Below are 19,603 nucleotides of genomic sequence, written 5' to 3'. Positions count from 1 at the left end.
TCCGCGGGACCAATCGATCCAGCGGCCCGATTGGAGCGCCGAACGCCCTGAGCCTGAAGCGAAGGGCAAGATAATATCGCGCGGCGAGACGTTTTGTCCGGGCTTCGATCTTGTGTTAGCCTGTGCACGGCAATTCCGTTGGGAGCAATCCATGAACAAGCCAGTTCACGTCACGATCGGCGAGCCCTTCGACAGCTTCATCGACAGCCAGGTGGAAAGCGGCCGTTTCAGTTCGGCCGAGGCCGTCGTCGAGGCCGGATTGCGACTGCTGGAAGAGGAACAGGCGAGACTCGAATGGTTGCGCGAGGCGTTGATCGAAGGTGAGCGTAGCGGCGAACCCCGGCCGTTCGATCAAGCGGCATTCCTCGCAAGGATGCGTGAGCGCCATTCGTGATGGCCTCCTACAGGCTTAGCCCGGCTGCGGAACAAGACCTGGAGGCGATCTGGGGCTTACACTGCCCGCACTTGGTCGCCGCAACAAGCGGAAGCCTATTTTGTCGAACTGGTGCATGCGCTGGATTTGCTGTCGGGCAGTCCGGGGATCGGCCGGAAAGTGGACCACATCCGCCAAGGCTATCGGCGCTTTCACGCGGCGCATCATCTGATTTTCTATGTGGAGGCGGGGCAAGACGGGGTCGATGTGATCAGGATCCTTCACGAAAAAAGCGATGTCAGCCGACATCTTGGCGAAGAATAATGCCGCCAAAGATCCTCATCAGCGCCTGCCTCCTCGGCCGCCCGGTCCGTTACGACGGCAAGGGCAAGCCGCTTCATCATCCGGCAATCGCCCGCTGGCAGGCCGAAGGCCGGATCGTCGGCTATTGCCCGGAACAGGCCGGTGGCCTGCCCACGCCGCGCCCGCCGGCCGAGATCGAGGGTGGCATGGACGGCGAGGATGTGATCGAGGGCCGGGCGCGGGTGGTCGAGAGCACCGGGCGCGATGTGTCGACCGCCTTCGTCGAGGGTGGCCGCAAGGCGGTGGACTTTGCCAGGGCGAACGGCTGCGCCTTCGCGCTCCTGATCGACGGCAGCCCGTCCTGCGGCTCCGGCTTCATCTACGACGGCAGCTTTTCCGGTGTCCGGCATCCGGGTCTTGGTGTCACGGCGGCCTTCATGCGCCGAGCCGGGATAGCTGTCTATTCCGATCGCGAGATCGACGCCCTGGTCGCGCATCTGGACGGTGGCGCAGAGGCCGCCTGCTGAACCTCTTGCCATAAATGCAAAAGGCCACCGGCGTTTCCCCCGGCGGCTCTTGTTGTCTGGTTGAGCGAAGTCTCAGCTAGCGCGGCGCATCTGCTGGGCCATGCCGCCGAGCGCGGCGGCCGAGTGCGAAGCGCCAGCGCCGGAGACGCGGAAGCCGCGGATCAGGTTCAGCAGTTCCTCGGTGTCGTTGGCCAGCGCCTCGGCGGATGCCGTGGTTTCCTCGGCCATGGCCGCATTGTGCTGGGTCGCGGCGTCGAGCTGGTTCATCGAGGATGAGATCGAGCGCAGCGTGGTGTCCTGTTCGGACGCCGAGTGCGCGATCTTGGTAACGATGTCGCTCGCCGCCTTGATCTGGTCGGAGATGCGCTTCAGCGCCTCGCCGGCCTCGCCGACCAGTTGCACGCCGTTCTCGACCTGAGACGACGACTTGGAGATCTGTTCCTTGATCTCCTTGGCGGCTGCGGCCGAGCGCTGGGCGAGTTCTCGCACTTCCTGGGCAACCACGGCAAAGCCCTTGCCGCTTTCGCCGGCACGCGCGGCCTCGACGCCGGCGTTCAGCGCCAGCAGGTTGGTCTGGAAGGCGATCTCGTCGATCACGCCGATGATCTTGGTGATCTCGGCCGAGGATTGCTCGATGCCGCTCATGGCGCCGATCGCCTGGGCAACGACCGCGTCGGAACGCGAGGCTTCGGTGCTGACCGAGGTGACGCGCTTGGCGGCTTCATGGGCGCCTTCGGCCGTCTGGCGCACGGCAACCGTCAGCTCATCGAGAGCCGCCGAGGTTTCCTCCAGGTTGGCGGCCTGGCGCTCGGTGCGCTGCGACAGCTCGTTGGAGGCGCGGCGGATCTCTTCCTTCGAACCGGAAATGTCGACACCCTTGGCATTGACCTTGGCCATGGCGGCCTCGAGATGGGACAAGGCGTCGTTGAAATTGTCGCGAAGGGCGGCATATTTCGGGCCGAGTTCGCCGCAACGCACGGTCAGGTCGCCGCGGGCCAGCTCTTCGAGGGCTGCACCAATGGTCGAGACGACGCGGGCCTGCTGGGCGGCTTCGGCCTGCTGCATTTCGGCATTCTGGTTGCGCTCGGCATCCAGCTCGCGGGATTGTTCCTCCTGCCGGCGGGCCATGGCATGGCGCTCGCGCACCTTTTCCTGCAGCGCTTGCGTCGCCTTGGCCATCATGCCCACTTCATTGCCCATGTCGGTGTGCGGGATGGCAATCGAGACATTCTCGTCGGCAACGGCACCGAGCGCGCCGTGGATGGCGGTCAAGGGCTTGGTGATGCCGCGGATCACAAGATAGGCGGCGATCAGGCCAAGGGAGAAGACGGCGCCGCCGATCATCACGGCCTTCCAGATCATGGCATTGATCTTGAGCTGCAGGTCGTCGATGTAGACGCCGGTGCCGACCACAATCTTCCAGGGTTCATAGGCCTGGCTGTAGGCGGCTTTCAGGAACACGTCGCCATTCGGGTCGGTGGGCTTTTCCCAATAATACTCTGTGACGCCGCCGCCTTTCTGCGCCTTCTCGATCATCTCCTCGCGGAAAAGATTGCCCATCTTGTCGGGCAGCCCCTTTTGGGCAAGGCCGACCTGCTTCTGGACTGGGTGGAAGATCATGGTCACGTCATAATCTAGGCCGAACAGGTAGCCGTTCGGTTCATACTTGATCGAGGTGAGCGTATTGAAGGCTTGGGCCTTGGCTTCTTCCGGGCTCATCTCGCCCGACTTCACCCGCTCGTCATAGCCCTTGATGATGGCAATGCCGGATTCCACCTGGGTGCGAAGCATATCGTAGCGCTCGGCATAGATGGATTCAGCGGCAGTCTTGATCTGGAAATAGGTGGCCACGCCGAACGCGACCATCAGGGCGCCGATCAACAGGAAGAGTTGGTGGGAAATTCTCAGGTTTTTCATAGATCCTCGCTCAGTTAAATGATCCGGTCGGTGTTCTACCGATCCTGCGAGGTTCTTGTGCGCTCGCCAGCGCGTGCGTCATGCTGCCACCGGTTTATCCGGCGAGGATGCAGCGAAGTCCTTAAAATTTGAACTATGTCCTGTCCACTATAAATCAATCCTAAGAACTTATAGTAATGGGGTATTTATGAGGTGAGTGTAATTTAGTTGGCAGTGCGGGCTGGGCTGCGGTCCAGGATGTTATGCCTCTGTCCAACGAACATGGTTTTGCGCATTGCGGCGCTCCCAGTCTCTGGCGAACTCAAAGCCGGGGACCGGATTCTTGATGAAAACCAAACGCCCCGGTGAGGCCGAGGCGGCTGTCCCGCATTTCCAGCGGAAGGCCCGCGCAGCCCGGATCGTGTGGCTGGGTTGGGGCAGGGAGCCGGATGCGATCAATCGACGCGCAGCTCGAATGTCGTGACGTCGAGGGACTTGGCTGCGGCGGGGTCGGTCAGCGATGCCGCGACGGGTGCCAAGGTCGTGGTCTCTGGCACTGCAGCGGTGGTTGCTTCGACGTCGATTCCATCGGCCGGCCCGACGCTTGCGGCGGCAATGACGCTGCCGTTCGTGGTCCAGCCATCGGCCTTGCTGATGAAGACGACCGGCGAACCGCCGAGCCAGGCTTCGGCGCGCTTGAGCCTGCGCTCTCCGTCAACCTCGACGATTTCGGCCGACTGGGTGCCAGGCGCGATCTGCGGAACATTGTAGGATTTCTCATCGTTCTCGGCTTTCAGCGCAGGGCAGTCCGTGCAGCTGATGACGAAGATGCTGGAGCCAATAGCCCTGGCGCTGCCGACCACCTCGATCGATGACGCCAGTGCCGGGCCGGTGGCGAACAGAAGCGCGGCGGTCAGAATAAGCTTGCGCATGACGAAATCCCCGAATTGCTTTCGAGGAGAGCTTTACGCGGCGATTATTGCCATCCGGTCAGGCCGGTCGTTCAAATTTTATCAATCTCGGCTTTTCTGTCGGCTTTCGGGACGTTTTTGGTGTTCAATCCCGGCGGATTGCTCGCCAGCCAATATCGCGGCGGCAAAAGCCGTTGTCCCATTCGACCGTGTCGACCAGCCGGTAGGCCGCCGCCTGGGCTTCCGCCACGCTCGCGCCGAGCGCGGTGGCGTTCAGCACCCGCCCGCCGGTGGCAACCAGCTGGTGATCCTTCAGCGCCGTGCCAGCGTGGAAGACCTTGGCGCCGTCCATTGCTTCCGGCAGCGAACGGATCGCAGTGTTCTTCTCGTAGGAGCCAGGATAGCCTTTTGATGCCAGAACCACGGTCAGCGCCGTCTCGTCCCGCCACTGGGCGGAGACCTCGTGCAGCCGGCCGGTGGCGGTCGCATGCAGCAATTCCAGCAGGTCGCTCTTCAGCCGCATCATCAGAACCTGGCATTCCGGATCGCCGAAGCGGACATTGTATTCGATCAGTTCGGGACCCTTCTGCGTGATCATCAGCCCGGCGAAGAACACGCCGGAAAAGGGCGTTCCCATCTCCGCCATGCCGCGCATGGTCGGCTCGATGATCTCCTTCATGGTGCGTTCGACCAGATCAGGGGTCATGACCGGGGCTGGCGAATAGGCACCCATGCCGCCGGTGTTGGGGCCGGTGTCGCCGTCGCCGACTCGCTTGTGGTCCTGTGCGGTCGCCAGCGGCAGAAGCGTCTGGCCGTCGCACAGACAGAAGAAGCTCGCTTCCTCGCCGTCGAGAAAGGCCTCGACCACGACCTCGGCGCCGGCCTCGCCGAAAGCGCCCTCGAAGCAGTCGTCGATCGCGGCAAGGGCTTCGTCGACCGTCATCGCCACGGTGACGCCCTTGCCGGCGGCAAGCCCGTCGGCCTTGATGACGATCGGCGCACCCTGGGCCCGCACATAGGCCTTGGCCTTCGGCGCATTGTTGAAGCGCTGATAGGCGCCGGTCGGGATGTCGTAGCGGGCGCAGAGGTCCTTGGTGAAGCCCTTGGAGCCCTCGAGCTGGGCGGCCGCCGCCGACGGGCCGAACACGGCAAAGCCCTCGGCGCGCAATTGGTCGGCAAGCCCGGCGACCAGCGGGGCTTCGGGGCCGACAACGACGAAGTCGATCTCGTGGCCGCGGCAGAAGGCGAGGATTTCGTCCAGGTCGTCAGCGCTGATCGGCACCAGCGTTGCATGTTCCCCAATGCCCGGATTGCCGGGAATGGCGTAGAGCGTGGTCAGAAGCGGAGACTGCGCCAATTTCCAGGCGAGAGCATGTTCGCGTCCGCCCGAACCGATCAACAGAACCTTCATCGCCCGCCCTCCAAATGCCTTGGGATTAGCTGCGCGGTTAAGGGCAGGGGGGCAAAAGGTCAAGAAAAAACCCGGAACATTTGCATTCCTGTGGAGCGCAGACGCGTTTCCTTGCCTTCGTCGCGTTCGCGGCTATGTTCGCCGCTCGCAAATCTGGAGAATACCTATGGCCGACGACAGCAAATCCATCGCCGCGATCATCGCCTCCGAGGTCAATGCTCGCCCCGAGCAGGTGATCGCTGCCGTAGAACTGCTGGACGGGGGGGCGACCGTGCCCTTCATCGCCCGCTACCGCAAGGAAGTGACCGGCGGCCTCGACGACACGCAGCTGCGCAATCTGGCCGAGCGCCTGACCTATCTGCGCGAGCTTTCCGCCCGCCGCAAGGCGATCGTCGAATCGATCACCTCGCAGGGCAAGATGACCGACGAACTGATGGGCAAGATCTTCAAGGTCGCCACCAAGGCCGAACTGGAAGACATCTATCTGCCCTTCAAGCCGAAGCGCCGCACCCGCGCCGAGATCGCTCGCGAAAAGGGCCTGCAGACGCTGGCCGAGGCGATCTGGGCCAACCGGGCTGCCGATCCCCAGAAACTGGCCGAGGCTTATATCACGGCCGAGGTGCCGGACGTGAAGGCGGCGCTGGAAGGCGCCCGCGACATCGTCGCTGAAGCGATCTCGGAAAACGCCGACCTGATCGGCCGCCTGCGCAACGACATGAAGGACCGCGCCATCCTCTATTCCAAGGTGGTCGACGGCAAGGAGCAGGCCGGCGAGAAGTTCGCCGACTATTTTGCTCATTCTGAGCGCTGGGCAACCGTTCCCGGCCATCGGGCGCTCGCCATGCTGCGCGGCTGGAACGAGGAGATGCTGACGCTGTCGATCGAGGTCGACAAGGACGATCCGTCGCCGGTCAAGCCGGCGCAGCGCACCATCGCGCTCGCATATGACATCTCCGGTAAAGGACCGGCCGACCAGTGGCTCATGGAAGTCGCCGGCTGGACCTGGCGCGTCAAGCTTTCCGTCTCGCTGTCGCTCGACCTGATGCGTGACCTGCGCGAACGGGCGGAAGAAGAGGCGATCCACGTCTTTGCCCGCAATCTGAAGGACCTGCTGCTCGCGGCCCCCGCCGGCTCGCGCCCGACCATGGGGCTTGATCCGGGCATCCGCACGGGCGTCAAGGTCGCCGTCGTCGATGGCACCGGCAAGGTGCTGGAGACGACGACCGTCTATCCCTTCCCGCCGAAGAACGACATTCGCGGCACCCAGGCCGAGCTTGCCGCGCTGATCCGCAAGCACAATGTCGAGCTGATCTCCATCGGCAACGGCACCGGCAGCCGCGAGACCGAACGACTGGTCGCCGACATGCTGGCCCAGTTCCCGGCCACCGCGCCGAAGCCGACTAAGGTCATCGTCTCGGAAGCCGGCGCCTCGGTCTATTCGGCGTCCGAGACGGCCGCCAAGGAATTTCCCGGCCTCGACGTGTCGCTGCGCGGCGCCGTCTCCATTGCCCGCCGCCTGCAGGACCCGCTGGCTGAGCTGGTGAAGATCGAGCCGAAGTCGATCGGCGTCGGCCAGTACCAGCACGACGTCGATCAGGGCCGGCTCGGTCGCTCGCTCGATGCCGTCGTCGAAGACGCGGTGAACGCCGTCGGCGTCGATCTCAACACGGCTTCCGTGCCGCTTCTGGCCCGCGTCTCGGGTCTCGGCGGCTCGATCGCCGAAGCCATCGTCACCCATCGCGACGAGACCGGCCCCTTCCAGAGCCGCAAGGATCTGCTCAAGGTTCCGCGGCTTGGCGCCCGCACCTTCGAGCAATGCGCCGGCTTCCTGCGCATTCCGAACGGCAAGGAACCGCTCGACGCCTCTTCGGTTCACCCCGAAGCCTATGGCGTGGCCAAGAAGATCGTCGCCGCCTGCGGTCGCGACCTGCGCACGCTGATGGGCGACAGCGCCACCCTGAAGGGCCTCGATCCGAAGAAGTTCATCGACGAGCAGTTCGGCCTGCCGACCGTCAAGGACATCATCGCCGAGCTGGAGAAGCCCGGCCGTGACCCGCGCCCGAGCTTCAAGACCGCCACCTTCGCCGACGGGATCGACGAGATCACCGACCTGAAGCCCGGCATGATGCTCGAAGGAACGGTCACTAATGTCGCTGCCTTCGGCGCCTTCGTCGATATCGGCGTGCATCAGGATGGCCTCGTGCACGTATCCCAGCTCGCCGACCGCTTCGTCAAGGATCCGCATGAAGTGGTGAAGGCCGGCGATGTGGTGAAGGTCCGTGTGGTCGAGGTCGACGTCAAGCGCAAGCGCATCGCGCTGACCATGCGCAAGGATGGCGGCGAGGCCCCGCCGCCGTCCGCCCGCGAAAATCGCGGTCCGGGTGCCATGCGTCATGCCAATGCCAAGCCTTCTGCCAAGGCGGAAACGCCTGCGATGGGCGGCCTGGGGGCCGCGTTGGCCGAGGCGATGCGCAAGAAATAAGGTCTCCGGGGAGGGGCCGATCGGCGTCTCTCCAGGCTCATGCCTCAATAAATATGAAGCTTCTATAACAAACTAACGCTTGTCTCCGGTCAGGAACGCGATAGATTTTGCCGCATTTGTGGAAGCTCGTCGTATTTCGGGGGTATGCATGACCTCTTCATTACGCAGTCTGCTCAACAGGATTGTCCGCAAAGGCACGCTGCAGATTACCGGCGCGGATGGTCGAAGCGACATTTTCGGGGATGGCAGCGGTGAGATGATCGCCCTGCGCTTCGCTGACGCGGAGGCGGAGCTGGAGCTCTATGCCGACCCCCAGCTCAAGCTCGCCGAGCTCTACATGGACGGGCGCATGGCCGTTGAGGCCGGCGACATCTACCAGCTGATGGCACTCATCAAGTCGAACACGCTGTCCGAGCACCTGACCTTCGGCATGATCTGGCGCGGTCTTGTCCGCTACGCAGCATCCAAGCTGCGCAGACTTTTGCCGGTCAACCGCAATCGGCAGAACGTTGCCCATCACTATGACTTGTCGGCCAAGCTTTTCGATCTGTTCCTCGACGCCGACTGGCAGTATTCCTGCGCCTATTTCCATCCCGAAGGCATCTCGCTCGACGAGGCGCAGGTCGCCAAGAAGCGCCACATCGCAGCCAAGCTGCTGCTGGAAGAGGGGCAGCGGGTCTTGGAAATCGGTTCCGGCTGGGGCGGCATGGCCATGTATCTGGCGGAATCCTCGAAGGTCACGGTCGACGGCATCACGCTTTCGACCGAACAATTGCGGGTCTCGCGCGGACGTGTCGACAAGCGCGGCCTTGCCGATCGCGTCCGCTTCGAGCTGCAGGACTACCGCAGGATGAAGGCGGCGCCCTACGACCGGATCGTCTCGGTCGGCATGTTCGAGCATGTCGGGCGGGGCAATTTCGCAGCCTTCTTCCGCAAGGCCGCCGAATTGTTGAAGGATGACGGTGTCATGGTGCTGCATTCGATCGGTCAGCCCTATCCGTCGCGCTTCACCAATCCCTTCATTGAACGGTACATCTTCCCCGGCGGTTACATCCCCTCGCTGGCCGAGGTGCTGCCGGCGGTGGAAAAGGCCGGCCTGCTGGTGCGCGACATCGAGATCCTGCCGCATCACTACGCCCGGACGCTGCGCCTCTGGCGCGAGCGCTTCCTCGCCCGAAGGGCAGAGGCGGCTGCACTCTATGACGAGCGGTTCGTGCGCATGTGGGAGTTCTATCTCGCTGGCTCGGAAATGGCCTTCACCCACGAAAACTTCTTCATCTTCCAGATGCAACTGTCGAAGAGCAATGGAGCGGTCCCGGATAATCGGCAGTACATCACAGAACGGGAAAGGGCGCTCGCAGCCTTCGACACGACCCGTCCGGCGCTGGAGAAGATTGCGTTCTGAATGCCGGCGCCCGGCGCCTGCTGCCTGCAAAGCGAAAGCGCGGTTCCCTTGGGTCCGAGTTTGTTCTATCAATCCGGTCATGAAAACCGCCGCCGATCACAACGGGCGCGTTGCTGACGCGCCATCCGACAACTGGGTCTACCGGGTCCTGCCGCCCGCCGCCTGGCCCTATGCGCAGCTTGCCCGCTGGGACCGGCCGATCGGCTGGCAATTGCTGATGTGGCCCTGTTTCTGGTCCTCGGCGCTGGCGGCCAATGTGCTGGCGGAGCGAGGACAACTGAGCGTCCTGCTGTTCGTCTTCCACCTCCTCCTGTTCTTCGTCGGCGCGGTCGCCATGCGCGGTGCCGGCTGCACGTATAACGATCTCGTCGACGAAGAGATCGACATGGCGGTGGCCCGCACGCGTTCGCGTCCACTGCCGTCGGGCCGTGTGACGCGGAGTCAGGCCAAGCTCTTTCTCGTGGCGCAGGCCCTGGTCGGCCTAGTGGTGCTCTTGTCGTTCAACCGCTTTGCCATTGTACTCGGCATCACCTCGCTGCTCATCGTCGCCATTTACCCCTTCGCCAAGCGCTTCACCGACTGGCCGCAGTTCTTCCTTGGGTTGGCTTTCTCGTGGGGGGCGCTGATGGGTTGGGCGGCGCTGGCCGGTTGGCTGTCGCTTGCAAGCCTGTTTCTCTATGGAGCGGCGATCGCCTGGACGATCGGCTATGACACGATTTACGCGCACCAGGACAAGGAGGATGACGCGCTGGTCGGCGTCCGTTCGACTGCGAGGCTGTTCGGCGAAAAGACGAGGCACTGGCTGATCGGTCTTTATGGCCTGACGCTGTTCCTGCTGTTCGTTGCCTTTGCCCTCGCCGGTGTCGGTGTTCTGGCCTATGCCGGCTTGGCTGTCGCCGCCGGCATGTTCGCCTATCAGATCCGCGTGCTTGACATCGACGATCCGGCCCAATGCCTGGCGCTGTTCAAGTTCAACAACAAGGTCGGAGCGATCCTCTTCCTCGGACTTCTGGCGGCGCTGCCCTTCGCCTGACCTTCTGTCCCATTGCGAAACAGAAAACGGCTCGGATGGCATGTCCGGGCCGTTTTCTGTTTCTCCGAATTTAACGGGTGCGCCTCTGGAGATGCCCTGGATCAGTTGCGGGCGATAATTTCCTTGCCGGAAATCTTCATCGTCACGCCGAGCTTGCCGGTCGTGCGGCGTACCAGGAAGCGCGGGCGGCGTTCGGCGAAATAGGAGTGGCGGCGGCGCGGCTGCGCTTCGCGGGCCCGTACCTCGCCGAGATGCTCTTCGAGAGGTCGTGCGACGCCGTCGGCTTCGACCATCAGCATGGGAATGCGGAAGGCATCCGACCAGCCGCGCCAGTCGGCGGCGATGTCGCAAATGTCATGGGCAACCAGAAGCGGGATGCAGAGCTCCGGATCCTCGTGGTGCAGTTCGAGCGTAACGGTCACTTCCCCGTCTCCATGGTCGATCGCCCGTGCAGCCACGCCCTTGAAGGCGCGCGCCGGCAAGGCGAATGAAAGGGGCAGGCCGCTCGAGGCGAGAATCTTGCGCAGCACGGCACCACGTTCGTCGATGGTTATCGTCACATCACCAGAGGCCCCGCGTGCGGCGTAGGTCACCTGTTGCGGAAACCGCGACGGATCCAGTCGCAACGTCGCGCCTGCCCATGCGGGCTTCATAACCGTGTTCGTCATCTTCATGCTACCCTTGTTTTACCCGAGAGTGCGTCATGCGCTCGTCTGATCGGGACTTTTCGTCCTCTGGAGCGGAAGGTAGCCCCGCTTCCCTGAGAGACAGCTTAAAAATCGCGGTTAAAAAAACTTTGCCGGCTCAAATGGTTAGCGCTTTCGAATTCGGCACGGTTTCCTAAACGTGAACACGAAGGGCGCGTGTCAGCCCGGGACAAGCCTCGTCCGGCAGGATCTGCGAAGATTGTGATATTTCGTTTTTCAGGTGAGCGGTCCCCATGGTTTCGACCTTTCTGAGCTATGATCTCGTCGTGCGCGACATCAAGTCCAGCCTCAATCGAACTGCCGCGGACCAGCAGGTCGCGCGCGAATCGGCCTACTATGAGAAAAACATAGGTAGCGTTACCTCGATCGATGAGTTCCTCGATGATTACCGGCTCTATTCCTTCGCGATGAAGGCCCACGGGCTGGAGGATATGACCTATGCAAAGGCCTTCATGCGCAAGGTTCTGGAAAGCGACCTTGGCGATTCGAACAGCTACGCAAACAAGCTGACGGACGATCGCTACCGCAACTTCGCGGCTGCCTTTTCCTTTGCCGGCTCGACCAAGCTTCCGCAGACGGATGCGCAGACCGACGAGATGATTGGTCTCTACAATGCCTCGATCGCCAATCTGGATGTGACGCTGGCCGAGGACAAGCGCTACTATGAGGCCATGGTTGGCCTCACGACCAATGTCGATACCTTCCTGCGGAACGACCGTCTGCGCAATTATGTGCTCACGGCCTACGGCATCGATACGAAATACTACAGCTATGACATCGTGCGTGGGGCGATGGTCAGCGATGTCAGTGATCCAACCAGTTATTATAACACCGTCATCGCACCGCAGACGGCTACGGTGACGAGCCAGATTGCCGACAACAATACGGTGCTGACCGCGGTCAGTGACCGTGCATTCGCCGTCAGCCTGGTTGCAGCCGTACAGAGCATCATGGATCAGCAGCCTTTGATCCAGGGGCAGATCGACGATCTTCAGGCACAGAAGCTCGAGCCGGCTGCCGACATCCCTGCCCTTGATGAGCAGATCGTCGCCCTTCAGGCCCAGTTGCAGGCCATGTATGCAGCGGTTGGCGTGGCTGATGCAGATGAGCTGCCATCGCTTCTTGCTGCTCAACAGGGGTTCATCGATGCCTATAATGCTATCCTGCCACCACTTGGCGCCGAGACTACCGCACTCGTCAGCAGGCTGAAGGAAGACAACAGCCGCCTGCAGAACTCCATCGCCGGCTTTTCCGTCTACGAACAACTGGCCAATGCGTTCAATTTCGCCGCCGATGGCACAGTGGCCGCTGGTGCGGCGCAGACGGCTGACGCCATGAAAGTGACGACTGATCTCTATGTCTTCAGTCAGGATCGCGTCACCCGTACCGGCGCACTGCTCAACGATGAGTATTACAAGTCAAAGGTCGCTGGCATCACGACCGTCACCGATCTGCTGGCTGACAGCCGGATCGTCTCCTACATCAAGCAGGCTTTCGGACTGACCAGCGCCGCGGTTGTCACTTCTACGCTGAAGTTCGTCATGACCAGCGATCCGGACGACCCGACGAGCTACCTGAACCAGCAGTACAAAACGAGCAAGAACTACGAAAATTTCGTTGCGCTCGCCCGTGCATTCAATTTTCAGGAGGATGGGACCCTCGCGCCAGGCGATCCGGCGCAAAGTGCACAGCAGCTGTCGCAGACATCCAGCCGATATTTCTCCGGCTACGACGATGCCTATGAACTGGCAGACGAGAAGGCGATCGCTGCCTACAAGAATGCGCTCGCCGGCTTCAACACCGACAGTGGCAGCATCCGTACGGTGGATGAGCTGGTAAAAACGCGGTCGGTCTATAACTTCGCCATGAAAGCCGTCGGACTCGATCCGGACGAGATTTCCGCACGCACGATGAAGCGTGTTCTCATGAGCGATCTGGACGATCCGAAGAGTTTTGCCAATTCGCTAAAGGACGACCGCTACCTCAAGTTCGCCCGCTTGTTCAATTTCGATGAAAAGGGCGAACTGAGTTGGCCCGCCATGGCGCAGGACGAGGGCACAATCAGGAAATATGCCAAGAACTATATTGTCCAGAAGGCTCGCTTCGCCGACGATGATCAGAAGGAGAAGATCAAGAAGGACGCCGAGGTCGAAGCCAAGTATTATCAGGACACCATGTCCAGTCTGAAGAGCCTGGACGAATTTCTTGGTGATCGGCGGCTGGTCGATGTGGTTCTGGTCGCCAAGGGGCTCGATCCCGCAAAGGTGTCAGACGATTTCCTGCGTAGCATCTTCACCTCGGATCTCGGAGACCCGAAGAGCTTCGTCCACGAGCAGAAGGATGGCCGCTTTGCCGAACTCCTGGCATCGTTCAACTTCAACGAGCAGGGCAGGGTCGCGAGCAGCCCGAGTGGTGGCATTCAGACGGCGGGGGAGGTTCGCGAAGCGCTCAACCTGTTCCTGCGCCAGACCCTCGAGGCGGAGGAGGGCAACAACAATGCCGGCGTGCGTCTTGCGCTGTATTTCGAACGGATGGCACAATCCATCACCTCGGCCTATGACATCTTGGGCGACCCGGCACTTCTCGAGTTCTTCCGGACCACCTTCAGCCTGCCGGAGGAGATCGGCAGTATGGACATCGATCAGCAGGCGCGTCTGGTCGAGAACAATATGAATCTCTCTGACCTGACGGATCCGGAAAAACTCGCCAAACTGGTGCGGCGCTTCACCATCATGTACGATCTGGAAAACGGTGTGAACTCGTCTCCCTCCCTGTCGATCCTGATGGGCGGCGGTAGCGCAGGCATAAGCGCCGACCTGCTGATGTCGATTTCGCAGCTACGCGCGCGATGAAGCCAGGCGAGCCGGTCGCTGGCTCGCTTGGCTTTTTGCGAGGCTTGGTCAAGCAACGGCGTGCGCAGCATTCGATGCGCGGATCCCACACACGCTGACCAACATAACCGTACCATCGGCGCGGATCTGCGGCTTTTCATCGCCCCGAGAGCAAACGTAAACGCGCTCGGCGTGTCTCTTGCCGCTGGCATCCTTTTCGGCTATCGATATATCTCACTGGATATATCGATAGCTTTAGGAGGTCTTCATGCTCTTTTCGTGCCGTTCGCTCCCTGGTCTGGCAAGAATTGCCGTGGTCGCCGCAGCATTTCTCGTCCAGCCGGTCACGGCCGCCTTTGCCGAAGGCTCGTTGACGGTCTACGCCGCCGCCAGCCTGAAGGAGGTACTCGACGAGGTCTCCGCAGCGTGGAAGGCCGAGACGGGCAAGGAGACCTCCGTGTCCTTTGCCGGCAGCTCGGCGCTTGCCAAGCAGATCGAGGAGGGTGCCCCGGCCGATCTCTTCATTTCCGCCGACCTGAAATGGATGGATTATCTGGACAAGGCGGACCTTGTCGTGGGCGACAGCCGCGTCCACCTGCTCGGCAATCGCCTGGTTCTCGTTGCGCCGAAGGATGCCGCCACCACAGCGAGGATCGCGGATGGTTTCCCGCTGGCCGATCTTCTGGCCGGCGGCCATCTCGCCATGGCCAATACCGATGCCGTTCCGGCCGGCACCTATGGTAAGGCAGCCCTGCAAAATCTCGGCGTCTGGGACAGCGTCGCGGACAAGGTCGCCCAAGCGGAGAACGTGCGCGCCGCGCTCCTTCTCGTCTCGCGCGCCGAGGCGCCGCTCGGCATCGTCTACGAGACCGATGCCAAAGCTGATACCGGCGTCAAGGTCGTGGACCGTTTTCCCGAATTGAGCCATCCTGCCATCGTCTATCCCGCCGCCGTCCTGAAGGAAGCGAAGAATGCCGAAGATGCCGCCGCCTTCCTCACCTACCTGCAGGGAGCAAAGGCCCATGCCATCTTCACGGCCGCCGGCTTCACCGTGCTCGCCAGGACCAACTAGGATCGTTCAGGCGTGGCGCTGACCCCGGAAGAACTGACGGCGATGCAGCTTAGCCTCAAGGTCGCGGCAACCGCCGTGGCCTTCTCGCTGCCCTTCGGCATCGCGGTCGCGTGGCTTCTGTCCCGGCGCGATTTCTGGGGCAAGAGCCTGCTCAACGGCCTCGTCCACCTGCCGCTGATCATGCCGCCGGTGGTGACTGGCTATCTTCTGCTGCTGACCTTCGGCCGGCGCGGTGCCGTCGGCGCCTTCCTCGAGGAATGGTTCGGACTGGTCTTCTCCTTCCGCTGGACCGGCGCGGCGCTTGCCGCCGCCGTCATGGGCTTTCCCCTGCTGGTCCGCTCGATCCGCCTGTCTCTCGATGCGGTCGACCGTAGGCTGGAAACCGCCGCCTCGACGCTCGGCGCAGCCCCGGCCTGGGTCTTCGCCACGGTGACCCTGCCGCTGATCCTGCCCGGGATCGCTGCCGGCGCCGTGCTCGCCTTCGCCAAGGCCATGGGCGAGTTCGGCGCGACGATCACCTTCGTCTCCAACATCCCCGGTGAAACCCAGACACTCGCCTCGGCGATCTATACCTATACCCAGGTACCGGGCGGCGATGTCGCAGCCATGAGACTGACGTTGATCTCCATCGCCGTATCACTCGCCGCTCTTGTCGGCTCGGAAGTCCTGTCGCGCCGCATGGCGGCACGGATCGGTGCGGCAGTATGATGCTGGAGATCGATGTCCGGCACAGGCAGGGTACGTTTGACCTGACGGTCGGCCTTTCCATCGGCGACGGCCTCACCGCGCTGTTCGGCCCGTCCGGGTCCGGCAAGACCACACTCGTAAATCTGGTGGCGGGTCTGATCCGTCCCGACCACGGCCGGATCGCTTTCAACGGCGAGCTTTGGGCGGATGGCGAAAGTCGTCGCTTCGTGCCGCCCCATCGCCGCCGCATCGGCTATGTCTTTCAGGAGGCACGGCTCTTCCCGCACCTGACCGTGCGCGCCAACCTGCGTTACGGTGCCCGCTTCGCCCCGCGCCACGAACCTGGCGAAGACCTGGACCGAGTGGTCGACCTGCTGCAGATCAGCCCGCTTCTCGACCGCCGTCCTGCGCTGCTCTCCGGTGGCGAGAAGCAGCGTGTCGCCCTGGGGCGGGCCCTGATGGCCAAGCCGCGCCTCCTGTTGATGGACGAGCCCCTCTCGGCTCTCGACCATGAGCTCAAGGTGGCGATCCTGCCCGACATCGAGCGCATGCGCGACCAGGCCGGCATCCCGATCCTTTACGTCAGCCATTCCATCGAGGAGGTCACGCGCCTTGCGACGCGGGTGGTCGTCATGGGCGCCGGCAGGACGGTGGCGATCGGTCGGCCCGACGAGGTGCTTGACGTTGTTCCGACGGCTACGGGCGACATGAGGACCGGGAGCTTCCTGCATGCCATCGTCACCGGACATAGCCCGGACGAAGGTTTGACACTCGCCGAATCCAGAGCCGGTCCGCTGTACCTGCGCGCCACCGACATCCCCATCGGCGCACATATCCGGGCCTTCGTGCCGACCAGCGAAGTCATGCTGGCAACCGTGCGGCCGGAAGGGATTTCGACGCTCAACCGGCTGGAGGGGACGGTCGAGGAAATCGGCGAGGCGGGCACCGCGGTCATGGTCGCGATCGATTGCAACGGTGATCGCGTGCTGGCCGAGATCACCCGGCGGTCCGCCGCCAGTCTCGGTCTCGCCCAGGGCATGCCGGTCCACCTGCTGTTCAAGGCGGTGTCGATCGCCGCCGAGGGCATCTATCGCACCGCATGACGCTGGACCAGGCACGTCAATCCTCGGCGGGAGCCTTCGACGCCTTCTCGGCGGGAGCAAAGCCGGGATCGATCATCCCCTCCACCCAGCCTATGTCCTTGGCAAGCGCCCGCCGGGCCGCGGCCTCCATCCGTTGGCAGCAGGCGAGCAAGGCCTCGCCGAACGGCGTAAGCCCCGCACCGCCGCCGCTCTTTCCGCCGTGCCGCGTGAAGATGGACGGCTCCAGGAACATCCGGTTGATCTCGTCGGCGAGCAACCAGGCACGGCGATAGGACATGCCCATGGCGGCACCCGCCGCCCGGATCGAGCCGTGCTCGGCGATACCGGCCAGCAGTGCGACCTTGCCGGGCCCAAGCCGCGCACCGTTCGGCAGGTCGATCCGCAGCGTCAGCCGTGTCACCGTGCCGCTCATGGGTTGCCGACCATCTTGCCGGGGTTCATGATGCCGGCCGGGTCGAAGGCCTGCTTGATGCGGTTCATCAGTTCGGTCTCGATCGCCGGGCGATTGGCAATCAACTCGTCGCGCTTCAACTGGCCGACCCCGTGCTCGGCCGAGATCGAGCCGCCATGGGCAAGCACGATCGCATGCACGACGGCATTGACCTCGCGCCAGCGGGCAACGAAGGCCGCCTTGTCTGCGCCCACCGGCTGGCTGATATTGTAGTGGATGTTGCCGTCACCGAGATGGCCGAAGGCGAAGATGCGGGCATCCGGGATGAGCGCCAGGACCGCCGCATCAGCGTCGGTGAGGAAGCGCGGCACGCGCGACACCGGCACCGACACGTCGTGCTTGATCGACCCGCCCTCCGGCTTCTGCGCCTCCGACATGCTTTCGCGTAAGCGCCAGAAGGCCGTCTGCTGGGCAAGCGAACTGGCGATGACAGCATCCTGAACCAGCCCGGCCTCGAAAACCTCTTCGAGCAGCGCGTTGACCATTCGTTCCGCCGTTTCAGCCGAATCCGATGTGGAAATGTCGATCAGCGCATACCAAGGGTACGGCGAGGCAAGAGGATCGCGAACGCCGGGAATGTGCCTGGTCGTGAAGTCGATGCCGATGCGTGGCATCAGTTCGAAGCCGGTCAGAGCCGCGCCGCATCGGAGCGACGCCCGCTCAAATAGCGCCAGCGCTTCGTCCGGCGATCTGACTCCGGCAAAGGCCACCTGCCGGCCGCGTGGCTGCGGATGAAGTTTCAGCACCGCGCCGGTGATGACGCCGAGCGTGCCTTCCGCGCCGATGAACAGGTCGCGCAGGTCGTAGCCGGAATTGTCTTTCTTGAGGCGCCGCAAACCGTCCCAGATCTCGCCCGTCGGCAGCACGACTTCCAGCCCGAGGCAAAGCTGGCGGGCATTGCCGTAGGCGAGCACCGCCGTGCCGCCGGCATTGGTCGACAGATTGCCGCCGATGCGGCACGAGCCCTCCGAACCGAGCGACAGGGGGAAGAGACGGCCGCTCTCCTCGGCCGCCTTGCGGATGTCGGCGAGGATCGTGCCTCCATCGGCGACGATGACGTCCGCCACCGTGTCAATCTCGCGGATGCGGTTCATCCGTTCGAGCGAAAGCACGACGTCCGCGCCTCCCTCGCGCGGCACTTGGCCCCCGACATGGCCGGTGCGTCCGCCCGCCGGCACGATCGGCGTGCCCGTTTCGCTGGCAAGCTTGAGGATCGCGGAAACCTCCTGCGTTGAACTGGGCTTCAGCACTAACGGCGAGGTGCCGTGATAGAGACCCCGGCTCTCGATCAGGTAAGGCGCTATGTCGGCGGCCACGGTCAGCGCGTTCGCCTCGCCGACGATCGCCACGAAGGCTCTTAAAGTTTCGGGCAGGCTATCGCTTGCGCTCACTGTGTTCTCCTAGACGTCGCGGGGGGCGGCGGCGCGTTTCAGCCGGTCGTTGATGGCCTCGCCCAACCCGTGATCGGGGACGGGCGTGACGGCGATGCCTGTCGCACTGGTCTGGTCGGCGCGCTTGAGGTGGCCGAACAGGTTTGCGGCCGCTTCTGCGAGATTGCCAGAGGCACTGAGGTCGAGCACGGCTGCGGCCTTGTCGATCCCCTCGACCGGGCGGCTGCCGAAACGGATCAGCGCCTCGCCGGGCGAAACGCTTGTGGCATCGAGCCGGACATGGGCATTCGGCGCATAGTGCGAAGCCAGCATGCCGGGCGCCTCGATCGCCGCCGTCCCGGCCGCTTTGGGCCGCTCGACGGCAATCCCCGTGGCCGCCTCGATCGCCTCGACCGGTACGCCACCCGGCCGGAGCAGCCGGATCCGGCCGTCCTCGATCTTGAGGATCGTCGATTCGACGCCGACCGGGCAGGGGCCTCCGTCGATGACGAGGTCGATGCGGCCGCCGAGATCTGCCTCGACGTGATGCGCGGTGGTCGGGCTGATCCGCCCGGAGGAATTGGCGCTCGGCGCCGCGAGCGGCCGGCCGAAGGCGCGGATGAGCGCACCGGCAAAGCCTTTGGGGACGCGAATGCCGACGGTGTCGAGCCCGGCGGTCGCTAAGGGATGGATCGTGCTTTCCGCCTTCAGCGGCAGCACGAGCGTCAGCGGACCGGGCCAGAAGCGCTCGGCGAGCTTGCGTGACAGCGGATCGAATGCCGCGTAGCGTTCGGCCATTGCGAGGTCGGCCATGTGGCAGATCAGCGGATTGAAGCGCGGCCGGCCCTTGGTTTCGTAGATGCGGGCGATCGCGGCGGCATCTGTCGCGTCGGCGGCCAGGCCGTAGACCGTCTCCGTCGGTATCGCCACCGGGCAGGCCTTTGACAGAACGGCGGTCGCCGCATCGATCGCCGTGCCTTCGTCGGGGTCGATCGGGATGATCCGCGCCATGATCTGATGCCTTCCTGTTTCCGGTTTGTC

General features: G+C 63.3%; 17 protein-coding genes. 10 read left to right on the top strand and 7 right to left on the bottom strand.

Going from position 1 to position 19,603, the window contains the following annotated elements; genetic code table 11:
• Positions 1-151 precede the first annotated feature (151 nt).
• Genes ACWPVA_RS12405 through ACWPVA_RS12395 form a run of 3 tightly spaced genes read left to right on the top strand, consistent with a single transcriptional unit; the run spans position 152 to position 1,203 of the window.
• Entirely contained in the window at positions 152-394 is a 243-nt protein-coding gene (locus ACWPVA_RS12405) for a type II toxin-antitoxin system ParD family antitoxin (RefSeq protein ID WP_454287986.1), read from the top strand.
• A gap of 24 nt (positions 395-418) precedes the next feature.
• Positions 419-697 (top strand): type II toxin-antitoxin system RelE/ParE family toxin, encoded by a 279-nt coding sequence (locus ACWPVA_RS12400; RefSeq protein ID WP_454289581.1) that lies wholly within the window; start codon positions 419-421, stop codon positions 695-697.
• On the top strand, positions 697-1,203 hold the full coding sequence (locus tag ACWPVA_RS12395; protein WP_454287985.1) for a DUF523 domain-containing protein: 507 nt from the start codon (positions 697-699) through the stop codon (positions 1,201-1,203). The genes ACWPVA_RS12400 and ACWPVA_RS12395 overlap by 1 nt, the downstream gene beginning before the upstream one ends.
• 72 nt (positions 1,204-1,275) lie before the next feature.
• Here the strand turns inward: ACWPVA_RS12395 and ACWPVA_RS12390 are convergent, their stop codons facing one another.
• The 3 genes from ACWPVA_RS12390 to purD form a co-directional block, all read right to left on the bottom strand.
• The gene (locus ACWPVA_RS12390; RefSeq protein WP_454287984.1) at positions 1,276-3,120 is read right to left on the bottom strand and encodes a methyl-accepting chemotaxis protein; all 1,845 of its coding nucleotides are present in this window, start codon (positions 3,118-3,120) and stop codon (positions 1,276-1,278) included.
• A 434-nt stretch (positions 3,121-3,554) separates the two neighbouring features.
• Positions 3,555-4,031 (bottom strand): plant virulence effector HPE1-like domain-containing protein, encoded by a 477-nt coding sequence (locus tag ACWPVA_RS12385; RefSeq protein ID WP_454287983.1) that lies wholly within the window; start codon positions 4,029-4,031, stop codon positions 3,555-3,557.
• A gap of 124 nt (positions 4,032-4,155) precedes the next feature.
• Positions 4,156-5,421: a phosphoribosylamine--glycine ligase gene (gene purD, locus ACWPVA_RS12380; protein ID WP_454287982.1), complete on the bottom strand. Its 1,266-nt coding sequence runs from the start codon at positions 5,419-5,421 to the stop codon at positions 4,156-4,158.
• A 166-nt stretch (positions 5,422-5,587) separates the two neighbouring features.
• On the opposite strand from purD, the gene ACWPVA_RS12375 reads away from it, so the two are divergent.
• The 3 genes from ACWPVA_RS12375 to ubiA all read left to right on the top strand — a co-directional run bounded on the left by ACWPVA_RS12375 (position 5,588) and on the right by ubiA (position 10,341).
• Complete coding sequence (locus ACWPVA_RS12375; protein ID WP_454287981.1) at positions 5,588-7,903, top strand: Tex family protein; 2,316 nt, start codon at positions 5,588-5,590, stop codon at positions 7,901-7,903.
• A 148-nt stretch (positions 7,904-8,051) separates the two neighbouring features.
• Entirely contained in the window at positions 8,052-9,308 is a 1,257-nt protein-coding gene (locus ACWPVA_RS12370) for a class I SAM-dependent methyltransferase (protein ID WP_454287980.1), read from the top strand.
• A 79-nt stretch (positions 9,309-9,387) separates the two neighbouring features.
• The gene (ubiA, locus tag ACWPVA_RS12365) at positions 9,388-10,341 is read left to right on the top strand and encodes a 4-hydroxybenzoate octaprenyltransferase (protein WP_454287979.1); all 954 of its coding nucleotides are present in this window, start codon (positions 9,388-9,390) and stop codon (positions 10,339-10,341) included.
• Positions 10,342-10,442: 101 nt separating this feature from the next.
• On the opposite strand, the gene ACWPVA_RS12360 is transcribed toward ubiA, so the two are convergent.
• Positions 10,443-11,009, bottom strand: a complete 567-nt coding sequence (locus tag ACWPVA_RS12360) for a DUF6101 family protein (protein WP_454287978.1) — start codon at positions 11,007-11,009, stop codon at positions 10,443-10,445.
• 272 nt (positions 11,010-11,281) lie between these two features.
• On the opposite strand from ACWPVA_RS12360, the gene ACWPVA_RS12355 reads away from it, so the two are divergent.
• From ACWPVA_RS12355 to modC, 4 genes are all read left to right on the top strand, one after another.
• On the top strand, positions 11,282-13,900 hold the full coding sequence (locus ACWPVA_RS12355; protein ID WP_454287977.1) for a DUF1217 domain-containing protein: 2,619 nt from the start codon (positions 11,282-11,284) through the stop codon (positions 13,898-13,900).
• A 247-nt stretch (positions 13,901-14,147) separates the two neighbouring features.
• Positions 14,148-14,951, top strand: coding sequence for a molybdate ABC transporter substrate-binding protein (gene modA / locus ACWPVA_RS12350; protein WP_454287976.1), 804 nt, complete (start codon positions 14,148-14,150; stop codon positions 14,949-14,951).
• 12 nt (positions 14,952-14,963) lie between these two features.
• Entirely contained in the window at positions 14,964-15,659 is a 696-nt protein-coding gene (gene modB / locus ACWPVA_RS12345; RefSeq protein ID WP_454287975.1) for a molybdate ABC transporter permease subunit, read from the top strand.
• Positions 15,656-16,741 carry a molybdenum ABC transporter ATP-binding protein gene (gene modC / locus ACWPVA_RS12340; RefSeq protein ID WP_454287974.1) on the top strand — a complete coding sequence of 362 codons (1,086 nt, stop codon included), beginning with the start codon at positions 15,656-15,658 and terminating at the stop codon, positions 16,739-16,741. Before modB ends, modC begins: the two co-directional genes overlap by 4 nt.
• Positions 16,742-16,757: 16 nt before the next feature.
• Here the strand turns inward: modC and ACWPVA_RS12335 are convergent, their stop codons facing one another.
• From ACWPVA_RS12335 to ACWPVA_RS12325, 3 genes are read right to left on the bottom strand one after another with little or no spacing between them, the layout of a single operon-like run.
• Positions 16,758-17,153 carry a winged helix-turn-helix domain-containing protein gene (locus ACWPVA_RS12335; RefSeq protein WP_454287973.1) on the bottom strand — a complete coding sequence of 132 codons (396 nt, stop codon included), beginning with the start codon at positions 17,151-17,153 and terminating at the stop codon, positions 16,758-16,760.
• On the bottom strand, positions 17,150-18,583 hold the full coding sequence (locus ACWPVA_RS12330; protein WP_454287972.1) for an FAD-binding oxidoreductase: 1,434 nt from the start codon (positions 18,581-18,583) through the stop codon (positions 17,150-17,152). Before ACWPVA_RS12330 ends, ACWPVA_RS12335 begins: the two co-directional genes overlap by 4 nt.
• A gap of 9 nt (positions 18,584-18,592) precedes the next feature.
• Positions 18,593-19,573, bottom strand: a complete 981-nt coding sequence (locus ACWPVA_RS12325; protein ID WP_454287971.1) for an L-threonylcarbamoyladenylate synthase — start codon at positions 19,571-19,573, stop codon at positions 18,593-18,595.
• Positions 19,574-19,603 lie beyond the last annotated feature (30 nt).

This window comes from Rhizobium arsenicireducens, assembly GCF_964021225.1.
The sequence above is the reverse complement of the archived record's forward strand: the minus strand, read 5'-3'. Positions and strand labels throughout refer to the sequence as shown.